This is a genomic window from Arthrobacter cupressi, assembly GCF_900099975.1.
Taxonomy (GTDB): Bacteria; Actinomycetota; Actinomycetes; order Actinomycetales; family Micrococcaceae; genus Arthrobacter; species Arthrobacter cupressi.
The window spans coordinates 12,672-30,881 of the sequence record NZ_FNEI01000009.1 but is presented as its reverse complement, the minus strand read 5'-3'; the positions used below and the strand labels follow the sequence as shown (position 1 = coordinate 30,881).

Annotated in this window: 17 protein-coding genes; 8 read left to right on the top strand and 9 right to left on the bottom strand. The window is 67.9% G+C overall.

What is annotated here, in order from left to right; genetic code table 11:
* Positions 1-11: 11 nt before the first annotated feature.
* Positions 12-812 carry an IclR family transcriptional regulator gene (locus BLP88_RS11555; RefSeq protein WP_074589350.1) on the bottom strand — a complete coding sequence of 267 codons (801 nt, stop codon included), beginning with the start codon at positions 810-812 and terminating at the stop codon, positions 12-14.
* Between the two features lie 138 nt (positions 813-950).
* Between BLP88_RS11555 and BLP88_RS11550 the strand changes: the two genes are divergently transcribed.
* From BLP88_RS11550 to BLP88_RS11515, 8 genes are all read left to right on the top strand, one after another.
* Entirely contained in the window at positions 951-1,454 is a 504-nt protein-coding gene (locus BLP88_RS11550) for a tripartite tricarboxylate transporter TctB family protein (RefSeq protein WP_074589348.1), read from the top strand.
* 2 nt (positions 1,455-1,456) lie between these two features.
* Entirely contained in the window at positions 1,457-2,959 is a 1,503-nt protein-coding gene (locus BLP88_RS11545; protein ID WP_074589347.1) for a tripartite tricarboxylate transporter permease, read from the top strand.
* Positions 2,960-3,005: 46 nt separating this feature from the next.
* On the top strand, positions 3,006-4,016 hold the full coding sequence (locus BLP88_RS11540; protein WP_074589345.1) for a tripartite tricarboxylate transporter substrate binding protein: 1,011 nt from the start codon (positions 3,006-3,008) through the stop codon (positions 4,014-4,016).
* A gap of 32 nt (positions 4,017-4,048) precedes the next feature.
* A complete protein-coding gene (locus tag BLP88_RS11535) occupies positions 4,049-4,681 on the top strand; it encodes an RraA family protein (protein WP_074589343.1) in 633 nt (210 codons plus the stop codon).
* 26 nt (positions 4,682-4,707) lie between these two features.
* Positions 4,708-5,490: an NAD(P)-dependent oxidoreductase gene (locus BLP88_RS11530; RefSeq protein ID WP_074589342.1), complete on the top strand. Its 783-nt coding sequence runs from the start codon at positions 4,708-4,710 to the stop codon at positions 5,488-5,490.
* Positions 5,491-5,587: 97 nt separating this feature from the next.
* Positions 5,588-6,925: a TRAP transporter large permease subunit gene (locus BLP88_RS11525; protein WP_074589340.1), complete on the top strand. Its 1,338-nt coding sequence runs from the start codon at positions 5,588-5,590 to the stop codon at positions 6,923-6,925.
* Positions 6,926-6,936: 11 nt separating this feature from the next.
* Complete coding sequence (locus BLP88_RS11520; RefSeq protein WP_074589338.1) at positions 6,937-7,191, top strand: hypothetical protein; 255 nt, start codon at positions 6,937-6,939, stop codon at positions 7,189-7,191.
* Positions 7,188-8,189 carry a cyclase family protein gene (locus tag BLP88_RS11515; RefSeq protein ID WP_074589336.1) on the top strand — a complete coding sequence of 334 codons (1,002 nt, stop codon included), beginning with the start codon at positions 7,188-7,190 and terminating at the stop codon, positions 8,187-8,189. The genes BLP88_RS11520 and BLP88_RS11515 overlap by 4 nt, the downstream gene beginning before the upstream one ends.
* Before the next feature lie 3 nt (positions 8,190-8,192).
* Here the strand turns inward: BLP88_RS11515 and BLP88_RS11510 are convergent, their stop codons facing one another.
* The 8 genes from BLP88_RS11510 to BLP88_RS11475 form a co-directional block, all read right to left on the bottom strand.
* Positions 8,193-8,699, bottom strand: a complete 507-nt coding sequence (locus BLP88_RS11510) for a MarR family winged helix-turn-helix transcriptional regulator (protein WP_074589335.1) — start codon at positions 8,697-8,699, stop codon at positions 8,193-8,195.
* Between the two features lie 7 nt (positions 8,700-8,706).
* The gene (locus BLP88_RS11505; RefSeq protein ID WP_074589333.1) at positions 8,707-10,440 is read right to left on the bottom strand and encodes an AMP-binding protein; all 1,734 of its coding nucleotides are present in this window, start codon (positions 10,438-10,440) and stop codon (positions 8,707-8,709) included.
* Positions 10,441-10,515: 75 nt separating this feature from the next.
* On the bottom strand, positions 10,516-11,541 hold the full coding sequence (locus tag BLP88_RS11500; RefSeq protein ID WP_074589331.1) for a glycosyltransferase family 4 protein: 1,026 nt from the start codon (positions 11,539-11,541) through the stop codon (positions 10,516-10,518).
* A gap of 12 nt (positions 11,542-11,553) precedes the next feature.
* Positions 11,554-13,722: an amylo-alpha-1,6-glucosidase gene (locus tag BLP88_RS11495; protein ID WP_074589329.1), complete on the bottom strand. Its 2,169-nt coding sequence runs from the start codon at positions 13,720-13,722 to the stop codon at positions 11,554-11,556.
* 157 nt (positions 13,723-13,879) lie between these two features.
* Entirely contained in the window at positions 13,880-14,662 is a 783-nt protein-coding gene (locus BLP88_RS11490) for a 3-oxoacyl-ACP reductase (RefSeq protein WP_074589328.1), read from the bottom strand.
* Positions 14,663-14,703: 41 nt separating this feature from the next.
* Positions 14,704-16,074, bottom strand: a complete 1,371-nt coding sequence (locus tag BLP88_RS11485) for an aldehyde dehydrogenase family protein (protein ID WP_074589326.1) — start codon at positions 16,072-16,074, stop codon at positions 14,704-14,706.
* A complete protein-coding gene (locus BLP88_RS11480; RefSeq protein WP_074589324.1) occupies positions 16,071-16,841 on the bottom strand; it encodes a gamma-glutamyl-gamma-aminobutyrate hydrolase family protein in 771 nt (256 codons plus the stop codon). The genes BLP88_RS11485 and BLP88_RS11480 overlap by 4 nt, the downstream gene beginning before the upstream one ends.
* Entirely contained in the window at positions 16,822-18,192 is a 1,371-nt protein-coding gene (locus BLP88_RS11475; protein ID WP_074589322.1) for a glutamine synthetase family protein, read from the bottom strand. The genes BLP88_RS11480 and BLP88_RS11475 overlap by 20 nt, the downstream gene beginning before the upstream one ends.
* Positions 18,193-18,210 lie beyond the last annotated feature (18 nt).

The following is an 18,210-nucleotide window of genomic DNA, read 5'->3' as shown; positions in this document are numbered from 1 at the left end:
GGAGGGCGTGGCTAGTACACGGAGCCTTCGAGGAGTTCCGACAGCCGCCCGGCAGCCCGCCGGAGTTCCGGCACGCCGGCCTTCATGCCTTCCTCGGTTGCGGTCTCCACGGGACTGGTGAGGGCAATCGACTCGCTGGGGCGGCCGCTCCGGTGCGGCACGGCGACGGCCACCGACAGCACTCCCGTGGCCCGTTCGTCCTCGGAGTAGGCGAAGTCGGTGCCGGGCCGCGGCAGGCGTTCGCGGAGTTCCCCGGGGCTGAATGTGTCCTTTTCGTGGCCTGCGGCGACGGCCGCGGCCACCACCTGGCCGAGCTCTTCCTCCGACGCCGAGGCGAGCAGGATCTTGCCCGCCGCCCCGACGGTGAGGGGCAGGCGCTTGCCCAGGGGGAGGTCGTAGCGGAGCGGTGAAGCGCCGTCGACGCGCGCCACGAGGATCCGCTCGAAGCCGAGCCGTGTGTAGAGCGAGGCCGTAAGCCCGGTCTGCGATGCCACCTGCTGGAGGATCGGGCGGGCCGCGACCACCAGGGGGTCGTTCTCCAGGTAGCTCCTGGCGGCGGGAAGGACGGCCGGGCCGATCCGGTAGGACTTATCGGTCTGGCTGACCATCCCGAAGTCCTGAAGCACGCGCAAAATCCTGAGCGTGGTGGGCAGGCTCATGCCGCAGGCCCGGGCGAGGTCGCTCAGCCGTTGCGGCCGCTCGGCGCGCTGCAGTTCGGCGAAGACTTCCATTGCCCTGGACAGGGAACGCATGTTGGCAGCCTTCGGGCTCTCCTCGGCGGAGCTGGCTGAGTGCGTGGGGCTCACGGTCATCCTTTCATTCTATGTAAGCCCCTTGCGCTTGACAGGCTTTGTGGCTCCTGTCACTATTTCTCCATACGCAATATTCTTTCATTCTATGAAATCTAGATCCATAGAGTGGTAAGAACCACTGAACGCAAGAAGGAAACGATGACAACGGAGTCACTCATGGCCAAGCCCGGAACCAAGGGGCGTATAGCCAAGTCCGTGCTGGCCGGCATTGGCGCTTTCGTCGTAGTGGGCGTCTACGCGCTGGTCAGTTCCCTCGGGCTTGGCCTCTGGACCTCCCTGGGCCCCGGGCCGGGGCTGTTCCCGTTCGCGATGGGCGCCCTGCTGGTGGCAATGTCCGTCCTCTGGCTCCTCCAGGAGCTCCGGCGCCCCAGCGAAACCCCGGGCGGCGCCGACCTCGGACTGGTGATCGCCGTCGTCGTGAGCCTCGCGGTCCTGGCCGCGGTGCTGGACCTGATCGGCTTCCAGCTGGGCATGTTCCTTTTCCTGATGTTCCACCTCAAGGTCCGCGGACACAGGGGCTGGCCGTCATCGCTGATCATCGCGCTCGCCGGCAGCGTGGGGGCGTTCTACGCCTTCAACTACGGGCTTAACGTCACCCTGCCCGCTGCGGGCATCCCTTTCCTGAACTCGATCGGACTCTAGTCGTGGACACCCTCAACGAATTGATCGGCGGCTTCGCCGCCGCCCTGACCTGGCAGAACCTGATCTTCGCTTTCCTTGGCTGCCTGCTGGGCACCATCATCGGCGTGTTGCCCGGCATCGGACCGGTGGCCGGCGTCGCGTTGCTGATCCCGCTCACCATGAACCTCGACGCGACCGGCGCCATCATCATGCTCTGTGCCATCTTCTACGGGACGGCGTACGGCGGAACCATCACGAGCGTCCTGCTGAACACGCCCGGCGAAGCGGCCTCGGCGATCACCACCATCGACGGCTACGCCATGACCAAGATCGGCAAGGCCGGCGCCGCGCTGACGATTGCCGCCGTCGGCTCCTTTGTTGGCGGAACCATCGCGACCCTGGGCCTGGTGGCGGCGGCAAAGCCCCTCGGCGAGCTGGGCCTGCTGGTGGGCCCGCCCGAGTTCTTCGCTCTGATGGTGGTGGGCATCTCCCTGCTCGTGGCCCTGGCCGGCAAGTCCATGGTCAAGGCCCTCATCTCCGGAGCCCTGGGCCTGCTGATCTCCATGGTGGGCATCGACCCGGTGGCCGGCGCGCCCCGGTTCACTTTCGGCTCCGACAACCTCCTGGACGGCGTCAGCTTCGTGGCGGTGATCGTGGGTGTCTTCGGACTCTCCGAGATCCTGTCCTACCGGAAGGACACCAGCGCCTCCGCCGTGCACGCCCCCGGCCTGCGGTCCCTGCTTCCCACCGGAACCGAGTGGCGCCGCAGCGCTCCCTCCATGGCCCGCGGCACCGGGATCGGCTTCGGCCTGGGCCTCATCCCGGGCATGACCGGTTCGGTGTCCTCGCTCCTGGCGTACGGTGCGGAGAAGAAGTTCTCCAAGCACCGCAACCAGCTCGGCAAGGGAGCCGTGGAAGGCGTGGCAGGGCCGGAGACGGCCAACAACGCCCACGCCAACGCGGCGCTGATCCCGCTGTTCACCCTGGGCATCCCTGCTTCGCCGACCATCGCCGTCCTCATGGGCGCGTTCCTCCAGCAGGGCCTGACCCCGGGACCGACCCTCTTCACCGAACACTCGGAAATTGCCTGGGCAATCATCGCCAGCCTGTTCATCGGCAACCTGCTCCTGCTCCTGCTGAACGTCCCGCTGGTGGGCCTGTGGACCTCCATCCTCCGGGTGCCCGCGCCCATCCTCACCGCCCTGATCCTGCTCTTCATGGTCATCGGCGCGTACACCATCAACTTCAACGTCTTCGATGTCTTCGTCATGATCGGCTTCGGACTCCTGGGCCTGGCCCTGAGGCACCTGGACATCCCGCTGGCGCCCATGGTCCTGACCCTGGTCCTCGGCCCCCTCATGGAACGCTCACTGCGCGAATCGCTTGAGATTTCGCAGGGCGACTTTGGCATCTTCCTCAACCGCCCCATTTCGATGGTCCTGATCGCCATCGGCGTACTGATCATCCTGAGCCCGCTCCTGAAGCTCCGGAAACCCCAGGCGCTCAACGAAGACCCCGAAACCTAAGCCACCCCAACTGCCTGAACACCACCCCCTTCAAAGGAGAAGAACCATGCCCCGCACACGCCTCGCAGCAGTCCTTGCTGCGGCAACCCTCATCGCACTCACCGGCTGCGGCGCCAACGCCGGCGGCTCCAACAACGCCAACAACTCCGGAACCGACTTCCCCAAGAAGGGCAAGACCATCGAACTGATCGTCTCCTTCTCCTCGGGGGGAGCCGTGGACACCGCGGCCCGGCTCGTCCAGCCCATCCTGGAAAAGGAACTCGGGACCAACGTCGAGGTCGTCAACAAGCCAGGGGCCGGCGGGCAGATCGGCTACACCCAGCTGACCAGCGCGAAACCCGACGGCTACACCATCGGTGCCACCGGCTCGCCGTCGGTTGTTGTCTCGCCGCTGGATCCTGCCCGCGGAGCCAAGTACACCCGCAGCAGTTTCCAGCCGCTCGGCCGCCAGGTGATCGACCCCACCGTAATCGCCGTGCAGCCGGACAGCCCGTACAAGACGCTCAAGGAACTGCTGGACGCCGCAAAGGCCAAGCCGAAGTCGATGACGGCCAGCACCACCGGCCTGCAGACCGGCGAACACTTCGCCCTCGCGCAGCTGCAGGAAACCACCGGCGCCGAGTTCGCGCCCGTGCATTTCTCGGAAGGCGCTTCGCAGGCCACCACCGCGTTCCTCGGCAAGCACGTGGACATCCTCGTGGCCAACGTCAGCGACGTGACCGACCTGAACAAGCAGGGCAAGGTCCGCGTCCTGGGCGTCATGACCGCCGAACGCGCTCCCTCCCTGCCGGACGTCCCCACCTTCAAGGAAGCCGGCTACGACATCGAAGCCGGCACCGTGCGCGGCTACTCCGCACCTGCGGGCCTGCCGGACGCTGTGGCCAAGAAGCTCGAAGCAGCACTGAAGAAGGCCATTGAGGATCCCACCGTGGTCAAGAAGATGGAGGACCTCGGGCTCCAGACCAGCTACCTCTCCGGCGCGGACTACGCACAGTTCTGGGCAGGCCAGGAGGACGACTTCAAGAAGGTCCTCCCGCTGGTCACCAAAAAAGACTGATTCACCAAGCAGCCCTACGGAAGGCACCCGCCATGACAACCCCAGTCCTTGAAGACATCGACGCCGAATTCCCCCGTCCCGCCCGGGACGTGGTCGAGCGCCTCGCCAAGCTCCCGGCCGCCAACATCGGCGATGCCATGGACCGCCTCGGCGTTGCAGACTCCGCGATCCAGGCCGTCTGGCCCGGTGCCCGCCTGGCCGGACCCGCCTTCACGGTCTGGACGCGACCCGGCGACAACCAGGGAATCCACCGCGCACTGCAGGCGGCCCGGCCCGGCGACGTGATCGTGGTTGCCGGCGGGGGAGACGAGTCCCGGGCACTCCTGGGTGAACTCATCGGCGAACGCGCCATCACCCTCGGCCTGGCCGGATTCGTCCTCGACGGCGCGGCACGCGACGCCGAAGCGCTCGGGGAGATCGGGATGCCCGTCTTCGCCCGCGCCGTCACCCCGGCCGGACCCTACAAGAACGGCCCCTCCAGGTTGGGCACCCCCATCGCCTTCGGCGGCGTCCCCGTGATGCCGGGTGACGTCATCGTGGCTGACTCCGACGGCGTGGTGGTCATTCCCCGCGAACAGGCCGCCGCCGTCGCCGACGCCGCCGAAGCCGTCTTCGCGGACGAAACCAACCGCAGGGCCGCGATCATCGCGGACCGCAGCAAATAAGCGCCAAGCAGGAAAGAAAAGGAACCATGACAGCGTGCACCGTCATTGGACTCGGTGAAGCCGGCGCCATCTACGCCTCGGCCCTCGTCGCCGCGGGCCACCAGGTGACGGGATTCGATCCCGTTGCCCCCACAACCCCTGCCGGGGTGACCCGGGCAGCAACCGCGGCGGACGCCTGCCGCGGCGCGGACATCGTCCTCGTCCTCACGGGCGCGGCCGCCGCGCGCAGTGTCGCGGCGGAATGCCTCCCGGTCCTGCCCGAGGGCAGCTGCTACGCGGACCTCACGTCCTCCTCGCCCCACGTCATGCGGGAACTGGGCCGGCTGCCCGGCAAGGCCCTCTTCGCCGACGTCGCGATCCTCGGCCCCGTCCCCACCCAAGGCGCGCAGACGCCCCTGATGGCCAGCGGCCCGGGAGCCCAGGCTGTGGCCCACCTGCTCACGCCGCTGGGCGCCGCCGTCGAGATTGCCGACGGCGAACCGGGCGCCGCCATGGCGCACAAGCTGCTGCGCAGCGTCCTGATGAAGGGCCTGGCGTCGGTGGTCGTCGAAGCGGTCACCGCGGGGCGCGCCGCGGGCCTGGAGGACTGGATCCGCGGCCAGATCGCCCGGCAGCTGGCCGGCGACGGCCAGGCAGTCATCGACAGGTTCCTCGTGGGCACCGCCAAGCACGCGCAGCGGCGCTCGAAGGAAATGCAGGACACCGCCGAATACCTCTCGGCCGAACTGCAGGTGCCCGCCGAAATGAGCACCGCCTCCGCGGCCGCGCTCACCCGCATGGCCGCCGAATCCGCACCAGCCTTGCGCTGAACCGTGCATCGGGCAGAATCAGGGCAAGAGGAAGAATCAGGACAGAACCAACGGTGAACCAGCCACCAGCAATGCCATTCCCACCAGGAGCGCCAACATGATCGGCATCTGGGCCCTCGGAGCGTACCTGGCCGTCATCCTGCTCTGGACCACCCTCCTCAAGCGCAGCGTCGGCGAGGCCATGATCCTCGGCTTCCTCGTGGTGCTGCCCTTCACCGGCGCTGCCGCTGCCCAAGTGGGCTGGGAGGCGCTGTACACGGCAGCCACCGACGAAATCGTCTATGCGACCATGGCGTTCGTCTTCATGGGCTACCTGCTGGACAAAGCGGGCGTGCTGGACAAACTCATCGACCTGCTGAACTCCCTGATCGGCGGGGTCAAGGGCGGGCCGGCCTGGGTGTCCACGGTGGCCTCCGCGGGCCTGGGCGGCGTGGTGCACAACCAGGCCGCCATCGCCGCGACCGTCGGCTCCGTGACCATCCCCTGGATGGAAAAGTCCAAGCTGGACAAGGCCTCGGCCGCCACGCTGGTTGCCGGGAACGCGGGCATGGGCATCACCTTCCCGTTCAGCGCCTCGATGTTCGTCCTGGTGGGATCCGCAACGGTGGGGCCGCTGCTCAACGTCAACGAACTGGTCCTGCCGCTGCTGGTCGGCGGACTATGGTGCTTCCTCCACCGGCTCATCGTCACCTGGCTGCTGGTCCGCCGCAGCGGCATGGCACCTCTGGACTCTTCGCACCGGCTCGCTGTCCGGACGGCGTTCGGCCAGGGTTGGGCGACGCTACTCCTGTTCGTGGTGGTCGCCGTGCCGCTGATCCTCACCTCCGGGGCCATCGCTACCGCTCTGTCTGACTGGACCGGCGGGGACATCACCAAGACCGTCAGCATCATCGTCTGGATTCCCGTGGTGCTCATCATCACCGGCGCCCTGCTGGGATGGAAGCTGCTGCCCCGTGGAGCCCGCGTCTGGCGGGCCCTGCTGCAGGATTCGGCGCCCCGGTTCGGCGTCGTGGGCATCACCGTGCTATTCGCCTTCGCCGGCGCCAACGCCCTCGCCGCCACCGGGCTGCCGAAGCAGATGACCGCACTGCTGACGCAGCTGAACCTGCCGCTGTGGCTGCTGGCCATCCTCATCGGCCTGATCGTCATCGCCGTGGCGGCGCCGCTGTCCGCCACGGCGACCATGGCCGCCGTCGGGACAGTGGGGGTCGCCACGCTCGTGGCGGCTGGTGTTCCGGCCACCACGGCAGCCGTCGCCGTCCTGGTGTTCTCCTCCTGCGAGGCGGCGGTCCCGCCCGGCGGTGCGCCGCTGTACGTGGCCTGCGGCATCGCCGACGTCAACCCGATCACCACCTTCGCCCGGCTGATCACCCACTACGCCCTGCCCCTGCTGGGCATCGGTGTCCTGATCATTCTCGGCGTGCTCCCCATCTAAGGAACCTCGACATGCACCAGATCCGCAGGGCCCTCCAAGCCATCTTCGTCCTGACCCTGGCGGCCCTCCTTGTGGGCGGCATCTTGTTCGTGGTTGGCCAGGCGGCCGCCCTGGCCGCCGGGCAGGGAGCGTGGCTCGCGTTCTTCGACGACGCCGTCAAGCCGCCCATGTGCATCGCGGCGTCCCTCTGCGCGGTGGCCGGGTTCCTGCTCGGCTACAAGAGCCGCCAGGACCAGGGCGTGAAGCAGGAGGCCGGCACCCGATGACCGCTTTCCCCGACGCCGGACCCGCGGCCGGGACGTACCCGGACTTCGCCGGACTCCTCCGACGGGAGGGCCGGCTCGCCGGAACATCCTGGGGCCTGTTCCCGGATCCTGACCGCGGCACGCCGTCCTTCATTACCCCGGACGCCGTCCTGGACGCACGGAACTGCATCCGGACCGGGGCCGTGTTCGGCCTGGATTACCCGGCGGACGCCTTCGACCCCGGCATGTCCCTCAAGCGCGGGGCTCCGCGGCACACCATCTACTCCTCGCATCCGGCCCACCGGGACGACTATCTCGACGGCTACTACCTGCAGGGAACCACCCAGATCGACGGGCTCCGGCACCGCCGCGCCGACGACGTCGGCTTCTACAACGGCACGCCGGATGACCGCGTCGGTGAAGGCACCCCGGACCTCGGCATCCAGGAATGGGCGGACCGGCCCATTGTCGGCAGGGGAGTGCTGGTAGACCTTGACGGGTACCGCCGGGCCCAGGATGCCCCCATCGACCATGCGTCCGGCGAGCCGCTGGGGCTGGACCTGATCCAGGCGGCGGCCAGCGTGCAAGGGGTGGAGCTGAAGCCGGGAGACATCCTCATGCTCCACACCGGCTGGTGCGAATGGTTCCTCGGCCTCTCGCCTGAACGGAAGCAGGAGCTCCGCGCCGCCCGCCGGGCCACGGGCGTGGCGCAGTCGGAGGAATTCGTTGCCTGGGCCTGGGACCACCAGTTCGCCGTCCTGGCCGCCGATACCTTCGCCTTCGAGTGCCTCCCGGTGGTTCCCGGCAGCCCCTTCCTGGAATCGGCGCCCAACGACCACGGCATGATGCACCAGCAACTCCTCGCCAAACTCGGCATGCCCCTGGGCGAGCTCTGGCGGCTGGGACCCCTCAGCAGGCACATGGAAGCCACCGGGCACCGGGACGCCTTCCTCAGCATCAAGCCGCTCAACATCACCGGCGCCACCGGCTCGCCGGCCAACGCCACAGCACTGACCTAGGGGTCAGTCCTCGAAGTCGCCGGCCGCCTTGCGGAAGCGGCCCAGCACCTGGATCAGCTGCTCCACGTCGCCGTCCTCGAAACCCGACTGGGCGAAGACCTCAGCGTTGAGGGCCGTCGTCGCGCGTTTGGCCAGGGTGCGGCCCTCGGAGGTGAGCTCGATCAGGGTGGTGCGGCCGTCCGTCGGATGCGGCGAGCGGACCACCAGGCCCGCTTTTTCCAAGCGGTCGACGGCGTTCGTCACCGAGGTGGGATGGACCTGAAGCAGGGCGCTCGCCTTGTTCATGGGCAGCGCGCCGCTGCGCGCGAAGCCGAGCAGGGCCAGCAGTTCGTAGCGTGCGAACGTCAGTCCCAGGGGCTTGAGCACCGCCTCGATCCGGGCCGTGAGGATCTGCTGGGTGCGCATGATGGCGGTGATGGCGGCCATCGGCGCGGCGACCTCACCCCAGCCGTGACGCTCCCAGTTACGGCGGGCGTCGGCGATCGGGTCGCGCGGCAGCGGGGTTCCCATGGCGTCCTCAGTCCTTCAGGCCCGGGAACTCGGAGTCCGAATATTCGACGCCGAGTCCGGCCGGCAGCGGGCCGGCCCCTGGCTTGCCGTCCTCGCCGTGCCGCCGCTCCTCGCTTTGGCGCAGTTCCACGCGGCGGATCTTGCCGGAGATCGTCTTGGGCAGTTCGGCGAACTCCAGGCGGCGGATCCGCTTGAAAGGGGCCAGGTGCTCGCGGCAGTAGCGCAGGATGTCCTCCGCGAGCTGGGGCCCGGGTTTGAGCCCCGGGGCCAGGACCACGAAGGCCTTGGGCACGGAGAGCTTCACCGGGTCCGGGGACGGGACGACCGCGGCCTCCGCCACGGCGGGGTGTTCGATGAGGACGCTTTCGAGTTCGAAGGGGGAGAGCCGGTAGTCGGAGGACTTGAAGACGTCGTCGCCGCGGCCCACGTAGGTGATGACGCCGTTTTCGTCCCGGCTGGCCATGTCGCCGGTGTGGTAGTAGCCGTCGCGGAACGCTTCGGCGGTCTTCTCCGGGTCGCCGTAGTAGGCGGTCATGAGCCCAACGGGCCGGGGGGCCAGGCGCAGGCAGAGCTCGCCGTCGTCGGCTTCTTCACCGGTGGCGGGATCGAGCAGGACCACGTCGTAACCCGGCAGCGGCCGGCCCATGGAGCCGGTCTTGACCGGCTGGCCCGGGGTGTTGGCGATCTGAACGGTGGATTCGGTCTGGCCGAAGCCGTCCCGGATGATCTGGCCCCAGGCGCGTTCGACTTGCCCGATCACCTCGGCGTTGAGCGGTTCCCCGGCGGACACCACCTTGGTGGGCGGGTTCTTCAGCTGGGTGAGGTCCGCCTGGATGAGCATGCGCCACACGGTGGGCGGGGCACAGAAGCTGGTGACTCCTTCGCGGTCCATCTGCTCTATGAGGGCCTTGGCGTCGAAGCGTTCGTAGTTGTAGACGAACACGCAGGCCTCGGCGATCCACGGCGTGAAGACGTTGGACCAGGCGTGCTTGGCCCAGCCGGGGGAAGCCACGTTCAGGTGCACGTCCCCGGGCTCGACCCCGATCCAGTACATCGTGGACAGGTGGCCCACGGGGTAGGAGCTGTGGCTGTGCTCCACGAGCTTGGCGCGCGAGGTGGTGCCGGAGGTGAAGTACAACAGCATGGTCTCGTCGGCGCGGGTGGGTCCGTCCGGGACGAATTCCGCGGTTTCCGTTGCATGGTCCGCGTAGCGCAATGCCCCGTCCGTGACGCCGAGCCCCACTTCGATGAGCGTGTACTCGCCGGGGACTTCGGCGAACTTGGCGATGTTCGCGCTCCCGACGGCGGCCCAGCGGGCACCGCCGCGTTCCACCCGGTCCGCGATGTCCCGGGGGCCCATCAGGGTGGTGGTGGGGATCATCACCAAGCCCAGTTTGATGCCGGCCAGCATCAGTTCCCAGAGTTCCACCTGGTTGCCGAGCATGACGATCATCCGGTCCCCGCGCCGCACTCCCTGGCCGCGCAGCCAGTTGGCCAGGCGGGAGGAGGCTTCCGAGAGGTCCGCGAAGCTGCGGCGCGTGGCGCTGCCGTCCTGCTCCACGATCACCAGCGCCGGCTTGCCGCCCTTGTCCGGGTCCTGAGCGATGGCGTCGAACCAGTCGAGCGCGAAGTTGAAGTGCTCGAAGCGCGGCCACTGGAATTCACGGTGGGCCCGGGCGTAGTCCGTGCGCAGCTCCAGGAGCCGGTCGCGGGCCGCACGGAAGTCTTCGGTGACAGTCATGGCGTGCCTTTCGCTTCGCAGGCCGTCCGCAGCCGGGGCCCGCTCAATTGCAAAATATACTAGGACATCCAAGGGTTAGGAAGGCCGGCCGCCCAGCAGCTCCGCATAGAGTGCGGCATGCCGGCGGGCCATTAGCTCGGCGCTGAAGGAATGCTCGACGGCGGTCCGGCAGCGGTGCCGGTCCAGCCCGGCCGCCGCGCGCAAAGCCTCGCCCAGCTCCTCGGTGCCGTTCCTGAGGAAGCCCGTGACGCCGTCGTCGATGATCTCCGGGGCCGCGCCCCGCGGAATGGCCACCACGGGGGTCCCGGCGGCGAGCGATTCGATCATCACCATCCCGAACGGTTCGTCCCACTGCAGCGGGTTGATCAGCGCCAGCGCCCCGCCCAACAGCTCGAGCTTCCCCGCGGCATCCGGTTCGCCCAGGAATTCCTCGTTGCCGCCGAGCAGCGGCTCCACCGCCTCCCGGTAGTAGTCCACTTCGGCCCGGGCGCTCATCTTGGCCGCGATCTTCAATCGGATTCCCGCCGCACGGGCCGCCATGACAGCCTCCACCACACCCTTGGTCGGGTCCATCCGGCCCAGGAACAACGCGTACCCGCCGCGGCCCTCGCCGAACGGGATGGCGGCAGGATCCACGCCGTGGTGGATGACCCGGGCGATCGGCACATCCGGGGCCGCCGCGGCCTGGTTTCGGGAGATCGCCACCAGGGCGGTGTCGCGGGCCATCATCCGGTAGACGCTGCGCAGTTCGGGGGTCATGACCGTGTGCATCGTGGAAACCACCGGGATGCCCGGCGGACGGTGCCGGTACAGGGGACCGGACAGCGTGTGGTCATGGATGAGGTCCACTCCGGCCAGGGCCTCATACGCCCTGATCACGTGCGGCAGTTCGGAAATGCTCTGCCCCATCCCGGAGCGGACCGCGGGGGCGAAACCGCCGGGCCGTTCCACCCGGGAGGTGCTATCCGAGGAGGCGGCGAGCAGCACGCTGTGCCCGGCTGCCTCAAGGCCGGTGGCCAGGGCATCGACCACGGCCTCCGTGCCGCCATAGGCGGTCGGTGGAACCGGGACCCAGGGTGGCGCGATCAGGCCAATCCGCATGGCGGGCTCTCCTCAGGTGGCGGGACTCAGCTTTTCCTTAAGCTCCACCAGTTCCGCCAGCACAGGCCTGGTTGTGTGATGCAGGGTAATGCCCGGCGGGAGACCGTCCACCGTTGCCACATTGTCTTTCACCGTGATCGTCATGCGGCTGTTGCCGATGGGACAGTTGCTGATCCTGACGTCCCCAAGTTCCGGGGGCAGGACCGGGGAAAGCCACAGCCCGTTCAGCGCCACATGGGGATCGTGGCGCAGCAGCACCCGCAGGAGTTGCACCGGAGTGGCAGCGGCCCAGGCCTGCGGTGAGCACGACGTCGGGTACGGCACGGGTTCGGGGTACTCGGCACGGTCGAAGCCGCAGAAGAGCTCCGGCAGCCGGTGGTCGGTGTATTCCGCGGCCTCGAACAACGCCATCGCCACCCGCTGCGCCTCGGCCACGAAACCGTAGCGCATCAGGCCGGTGGCGATCAGGGCGTTGTCGTGCGGCCACACCGAGCCGTTGTGATAGCTGGCCGGGTTGTAGGCGCCCATGTCCGAGGCCAGGGTGCGGATGCCCCAGCCGCTGAACATTTCCGGCGACATCAGCTTCTCCACCATCAGTGGAGCTTTGTCCTCGTCGACGATGCTACTGATCAGGCATTGCCCCATATTCGAGGCGCAGGAGTCCACGGGCCGCTTGTCCCGGTCCAGGGCGATGGCGTAGTAGCCGCGGTCCGGCAGCCAGAACTGCTCGTTGAACTTCCGTTTCAGGTCCGCCGCGCGCTCGCGGTATTCGCGGGCCAGGTCCAGATCCCCGGTTTCGTAGGCCAGCCAGGCCCGGGCCGTGTAGGCGCTGTACACATGGCTCTGGACCTCGCACAGGGCGATTGGCGGCTCGGCCAGGCGGCCGTCCGCGAAGTTGATCCCGTCCCAGGAGTCCTTCCAGCCCTGGTTCACCAGTCCCTGGTCGTTGAGCCGCTGGTACTCCACGAAACCGTCGCCGTCCCGGTCCCCGTAATCCTTGATCCAGTCCAGGGCGCGGTCCGCGTAGGGCAGCAGCGCGGCCATCTGCTCCCCATCCAGGCCCCAGCGGCTCGCCTCTCCCAGGAGGCCCACGAACAGCGGGGTGGCATCGATTGACCCGTAGTAGGCGGATTTCCCGCCCAGCGCGAGGGTGGTCCCGATGCCCGGGCGTACCTCGTGCAGGATCCGCCCCGGCTGCTCCTCGGTGAGAGGGTCCACCTTGCTGCCCTGCCGTTCGGCGAGGTTCCACATGGTGTCCAGGACCAGGGTGGGATCCAAGGTGAGGGCCATATAGGAGGACAGGAGGGCGTCCCGGCCGAAGAGGGCCATGAACCACGGCGCCCCGGCCGCCATCACAGTGCGGTCCGGCCGTTCCGGGTCTTCGATCTGCAGTGCGCCGATGTCCTCCTGGCTGCGCTGCAGGGTCCTGGCGAAAGACGGATTCCCGATTTCCGGGGCAGGGATTTTCCGGATCCATTCCTGGCGCCGCAGTTCCGCCGGGGACTCCGCCGAACTCAGGTGGCGGAACGGAAGGTGCTGGAAAGTCCCTGGCGACTCACCGCCGTCGGGCAACGGGGAAACGGTGACTGTCACGCTCCAGCTGCCGTGGGCCGGGATCACCAGCGTGTATCCCAGGCCTTCGTGGCGGACGGCTGCGTCCGGGGCGTGGATTGCGACGCCTTTGCGGGCGCCGCGCCACGAGCCCTCGATGACCAGGGAATCGCCTTCCACCCGCCGCTGCTGCTCCCAGAAACGGGTGATCCGGGCGTCCTTGACCTCGAAAAGGTCGGCGAAGTCCGCGTCCATGGTGAGTTCGAGGTTGCAGACGGCGGGTTCGCGGGCGTGGTTGCGGACAGTGATCTGTTCTTCCATCCCGACGCCGGTCTCCCGGCGGCGTTCGACGATCAGCGGGCTGTCCGCCCGCCCTGCAATGCGTCCGGGACGGCCGATGAACACGCCGCGGTACGGCTCAAGGTTCCGGGCCGCCAGCGGCTCAAGGGTGACGTCGTTGACCGTCAGGCGCCAGCGGGAAATGATCCGGGTGTCGGCGTGGAAAACGCCGTGCGGGCGGTCCGAGTACATGTCCCCGGCCAGGCCCGAGATGCTGAAGTTGGCGCCGTCCACGAGCGTCACGGACGCGCCCAGCGGACCGGCAGCGGTATCGGCGTTCCATCCGGCCATGGCGGCTCCTTGACGGCGGGTCCACCGGTTGCTTCGCCGGCGGTTACGGTTTGTCAGCCAAGCATGACCCTACGCCTGCCCCGGGGACCGCGCCAGAAGGCAGCCGGCCGCTGTTTCCACCGGGATGGAAACAGCGGCCGGAAACGGGGCAGCCCGGTCAGGACAGCGGCGTGACGTAGGCCCCGGAAATACCGCCGTCCACAAGGAAAGTGGAGGCCGTGATGAAGGACGCGTCGTCGCTGGCGAGGAACGCGACGGCGGCGGCCAGCTCTTCGGGTTCGGCAAACCGGCCCAGGGGAACATGGACCAGGCGGCGGGCGGCCTTCTCCGGGTCCTTCGCGAAGAGTTCCTTGAGCAGCGGGGTGTTGACCGGTCCGGGGCACAGGGCGTTGATGCGGATGCCCTGGCGGGCGAATTCGACGCCGAGTTCCCGGCTCATCGACAGCACGCCGCCCTTGGAAGCGCTGTAGGAGATCTGCGAGGTGGCGGCACCCATGACGGCAACGAAGGACGCCGTGTTGATGATGGAGCCCTTGCCCTGCTCCTGCATGTACGGGATGGCGTACTTGCAGCAGTAGTAGACCGATGTCAGGTTGACTTCCTGGACGCGGCGCCAGGCATCAATGCCGGTATCCAGGATCGATGCATCGTCCGCCGGGGAGATGCCGGCGTTGTTGAAAGCGATGTCAACGCTGCCGTAGGTCTCCTTGGTCTGGGCGAAGAGGTTGCGGACCTGTTCTTCGCTGGTGACGTCGACCTTGACGAACATGCCGCCGACCTCCGCAGCGGCGGCTTCGCCGGTGGTGGGATCGATGTCTGCGATGACGACTTTGGCGCCTTCTGCGGCCATGCGGCGTGCGGTGGCAAGTCCGATGCCGCTTGCGCCGCCGGTGATGACGGCGCTGCGGCCTTCGAGGCGGTTGGAGATGACTGCGTTCATGGTGGGCTCCTTTGTTCTTGTGGTTGCTCGGGGTGCCCGGCTCAGGCCGGGGTGGTGGAGATAAAGACGTTCTTGGTTTCGGTGAAGGCGGCCAGCGCATCCGGTCCGAGCTCGCGTCCCAGGCCCGACTGCTTGAAGCCGCCGAACGGCGTGGAGTACCGGACCGAGGAATGCGAGTTGACGGACAGGTTCCCGGATTCGACGCCGCGGGCCACCCGCAGCGCCCGGTCCACCTTGGACGTCCAGATGGACCCGGAGAGCCCGTACTCGGTGTTGTTCGCGATCCGGATGGCCTCGGCTTCGTCGTCGAAAGGAACGACGGCGAGCACCGGTCCGAAGATTTCCTCCCGGAACGCGGGGGAGTCCAGGCCCGGGGTGAGGACGGTGGGCGGGAACCAGAACCCCGCGCCTTCAGGGGCTTTCCCCTGGAAGGCGACCGGGGCGCCGTCGGGAACAAACGAGGAAACCGTTTCGCGCTGCTGGGCCGAAATCAGCGGCCCCATGGCGGTGGCCTCATCCGAGGGATCGCCCACCGCCATGCCGAGCACCGCCGGTTCGAGCAGTTCCATGAAGCGCTCGTACACGCTGCGCTGCACCAGGACGCGGGAACGGGAGCAGCAATCCTGGCCGGCGTTGTCGAAGGCGCCGCCGGGGGTGGCCGCCGCGGCCAGCTCCAGGTCCGCGTCCTCGAAGATGATGTTCGAGCTCTTGCCGCCAAGTTCCAGGGTCACCCGCTTCACCTGCTCGGCGCAGCCGGCCATGATCTGCTTTCCCACGCCGGTGGAACCGGTGAAGACGACCTTCCGCACCGCCGGGTGCGTGACGAATCGCTGCCCCACCACGGAACCCTTGCCCGGTATCACCTGGAAGACGCCAGCGGGGATGCCGGCTTCCAAGGCCAGTTCAGCCAGCCGGATCGCCGTTAGCGGGGTTACCTCGGCCGGCTTGAGGACAACGGTGTTCCCGGCAGCAAGCGCGGGGGCGAACCCCCAGCCGGCGATCGGCATGGGGAAGTTCCAGGGGACGATCACGCCCACCACGCCCAGCGGCTCCTGGAACGTGACGTCCACGCCGCCCGCCACCGGGATTTGCTTGCCGAAGTTCCGCTCCGGGGCCGCCGAGTAGTACTGCAGCACGTCCCGGACGTTGCCGGCTTCCCAGCGTGCATTTCCGATGGTGTGGCCGGCGTTCCTGACTTCCAGCTGCGCCAGGTTTTCCAGGTCGGCGTCGACGGCGGCGGCGAAGCGGCGCAGCAGCAGGGCCCGGTCCGCCGGGGCAACCAGGCGCCAGCTTTCATAGGCAGCGGCGGCGCGGGCGATCGCTGCGTCGACTTCACCGGCGCCGGCCAGCGGCACCGACTCGATGACCTCTTCTGTGGCCGGATTGATGACGTCAAAGACAGTGGCGGTCATGGTGTGGACATCGCTTTCGTAGTCTCGGTGGCGGTCAGCGGGCGTTCGGCGCGGTAGGCGGCCGCCGCCGCCACGAAGCCGTGGAAGAGCCGAAGGTCTGCCGGATTCTGCTCCGGATGGAACTGCACGCCCAGGACCCAGTTGTCGTCCTCGCTCTCCAAGGCCTGGATGGTGCCGTCCGCGGAACGTGCGGTCACCCGGAGTTCCGCGGGAACGGCGTCCACCGCTTGGTGGTGGTAGCAGGGCGCTGTTCCGGAGGACCCCAGCAGGCCTTCGATCAGGCTGCCCGCCTCGGTGCTGAAGGCGGCTTCACCGAACACTCCGGGCGCCGGCTGGTAGTTGGCGCCCGGATTGATGTCCGGGATGTGCTGCACCAACGAACCGCCCAGGGCCACGCTGAGCAACTGGGCCCCGCGGCAGATCGAGAACAGCGGCAGGCCGCGTTCCAGGGCCGCGCGGGTGAGCGCTGCATCGTGCGCATCCCGCAGCGGCTGCGGTGCGGTGAGCGGATGCGGCTCTGCCCCGTAAAGGGAGGGGTCGACGTCGGGACCGCCCACCACGATCAGCCCGTCCACCAGATCCAGCACCGATTCGTCGGTCCCCACCGGCGGCAGCAGGAGCGGCGTCCCGCCGGCGGCGACGACGGCCTCGACGTAGGTGCCCGGCAGGATCGCGGCCGCCTCCTTCCAGACTCCCCAGGACGCTTCCTGGTAGTAGCTGGTCAGTGCAATTTTCGGGCGGTAGGCCTTAGAGTCGTTCGAAGCCACGGATACGCTCCCAATCTGTGATGGCGCCTTCGAAGGCGGCGAGTTCCACACCGGCGGCATGGACGTAGTGGTCCACAACGTCGTCGCCGAAAGCCTTGCGGGCGATGCTGCTCTCCGCCAGCAGGGCGCGGGCGTCGCGCAGCGTCGTGGGCAGCCGGTCGGCGTCGGAGTCGTAGGCGTTTCCCTTGGTGATGGCCGGAAGCGGAAGGTCGTTTTCCAGGCCGTGGATAACGGCCGCCACGAGGGCGGCTGCCGCGAGGTACGGGTTCACGTCGCCTCCGCCCACGCGGTTTTCGGTGCGCAGGCCGGGTCCGTGCCCCACCACCCGCAAGGCGCAGCTCCGGTTGTCCAGCCCCCAGGCGATGGCCGTGGGCGCGAAACTGCCCTCGACGTACCTCTTGTAGGAGTTGATGTTGGGGGCCAGGAAGTAGGTCAGTTCGCGCAGCGCCGCGAGCTGGCCTGCGATAAACCGTTCCATGACAGGACTGAATCCGTGCTCGCCGTCGCCGGCCAGCACCGCGTTGCCGTCCAGGTCCGTGAGGCTGATGTGGATGTGGCAGGAGTTGCCCTCACGCTCATTGAACTTGGACATGAACGTGATGCTCTTGCCGTGCTGGTCCGCGATTTCCTTGGCGCCGTTCTTGTAGAAGCTGTGCTTATCGCACGCGGCCAGGGCTTCGTCGAAGCGGAAGGTAATTTCCTGCTGGCCGAGGTTGCATTCCCCTTTGGAGGACTCCACCACCAGGCCGGCGGCCTCCATGTTGTTCCTGATGGAGCGGATCACCGGTTCAAGGCGGGACGTGGCCAGCAGGGAGTAGTCCACGTTGTACTGGGTGGCCGGAGTGAGGCCGGTGTAGCCCTTGTCCCAGGCCTGGGAGTAGGAGTCGCTGAACATGATGAACTCCAGCTCCGTGCCGATGTGGGCGCGGTATCCAAGCTTTTCGAGGCGTTCGAGCTGGGCCTTCAGGACCTGCCGCGGGGACGCCGCCACCGGGGAACCGTCGGTCCAGAGCACATCGCACTGCACCATCGCAGTGCCTTCGAGCCAAGGAACGCGGCGAAGGGTTGCCAGGTCCGGCTTCATCACCATGTCGCCGTAGCCTGTTTCCCACGAGGACATGGCGTAGCCGTCAACAGTGTTCATTTCGACATCCACGGCCAGCAGGTAGTTGCAGCCTTCGGCGCCGTGGTCCAGCACGTCTTCGAGGAAGGAACGTGCGCCGCAGCGTTTGCCTTGGAGCCGGCCCAGGGCATCGGTGATGGCTACGACGACGGTGTCGATCTCGCCGCTTGCCACCAGTTCCCTGAGGGTCTCAAGCGTCAACTGCCGGTGTGTATCTTGGATGTTCATTCTGTCTCCGCAACGTGG

Bases quoted from the DNA above. Each gene is read 5' to 3' on its own strand.
- BLP88_RS11475 (WP_074589322.1), bottom strand. From the start codon at position 18,192: ATGAACATCCAAGATACACACCGGCAGTTGACGCTTGAGACCCTCAGG.
- BLP88_RS11505 (WP_074589333.1), bottom strand. From the start codon at position 10,440: ATGACTGTCACCGAAGACTTCCGTGCGGCCCGCGACCGGCTCCTGGAG.
- BLP88_RS11510 (WP_074589335.1), bottom strand. From the start codon at position 8,699: ATGGGAACCCCGCTGCCGCGCGACCCGATCGCCGACGCCCGCCGTAAC.
- BLP88_RS11520 (WP_074589338.1), top strand. From the start codon at position 6,937: ATGCACCAGATCCGCAGGGCCCTCCAAGCCATCTTCGTCCTGACCCTG.
- BLP88_RS11555 (WP_074589350.1), bottom strand. From the start codon at position 812: ATGACCGTGAGCCCCACGCACTCAGCCAGCTCCGCCGAGGAGAGCCCG.
- BLP88_RS11490 (WP_074589328.1), bottom strand. From the start codon at position 14,662: ATGAACGCAGTCATCTCCAACCGCCTCGAAGGCCGCAGCGCCGTCATC.
- BLP88_RS11550 (WP_074589348.1), top strand. From the start codon at position 951: ATGACAACGGAGTCACTCATGGCCAAGCCCGGAACCAAGGGGCGTATA.
- BLP88_RS11500 (WP_074589331.1), bottom strand. From the start codon at position 11,541: ATGCGGATTGGCCTGATCGCGCCACCCTGGGTCCCGGTTCCACCGACC.
- BLP88_RS11530 (WP_074589342.1), top strand. From the start codon at position 4,708: ATGACAGCGTGCACCGTCATTGGACTCGGTGAAGCCGGCGCCATCTAC.
- BLP88_RS11525 (WP_074589340.1), top strand. From the start codon at position 5,588: ATGATCGGCATCTGGGCCCTCGGAGCGTACCTGGCCGTCATCCTGCTC.
- BLP88_RS11515 (WP_074589336.1), top strand. From the start codon at position 7,188: ATGACCGCTTTCCCCGACGCCGGACCCGCGGCCGGGACGTACCCGGAC.
- BLP88_RS11540 (WP_074589345.1), top strand. From the start codon at position 3,006: ATGCCCCGCACACGCCTCGCAGCAGTCCTTGCTGCGGCAACCCTCATC.
- BLP88_RS11535 (WP_074589343.1), top strand. From the start codon at position 4,049: ATGACAACCCCAGTCCTTGAAGACATCGACGCCGAATTCCCCCGTCCC.
- BLP88_RS11495 (WP_074589329.1), bottom strand. From the start codon at position 13,722: ATGGCCGGATGGAACGCCGATACCGCTGCCGGTCCGCTGGGCGCGTCC.
- BLP88_RS11485 (WP_074589326.1), bottom strand. From the start codon at position 16,074: ATGACCGCCACTGTCTTTGACGTCATCAATCCGGCCACAGAAGAGGTC.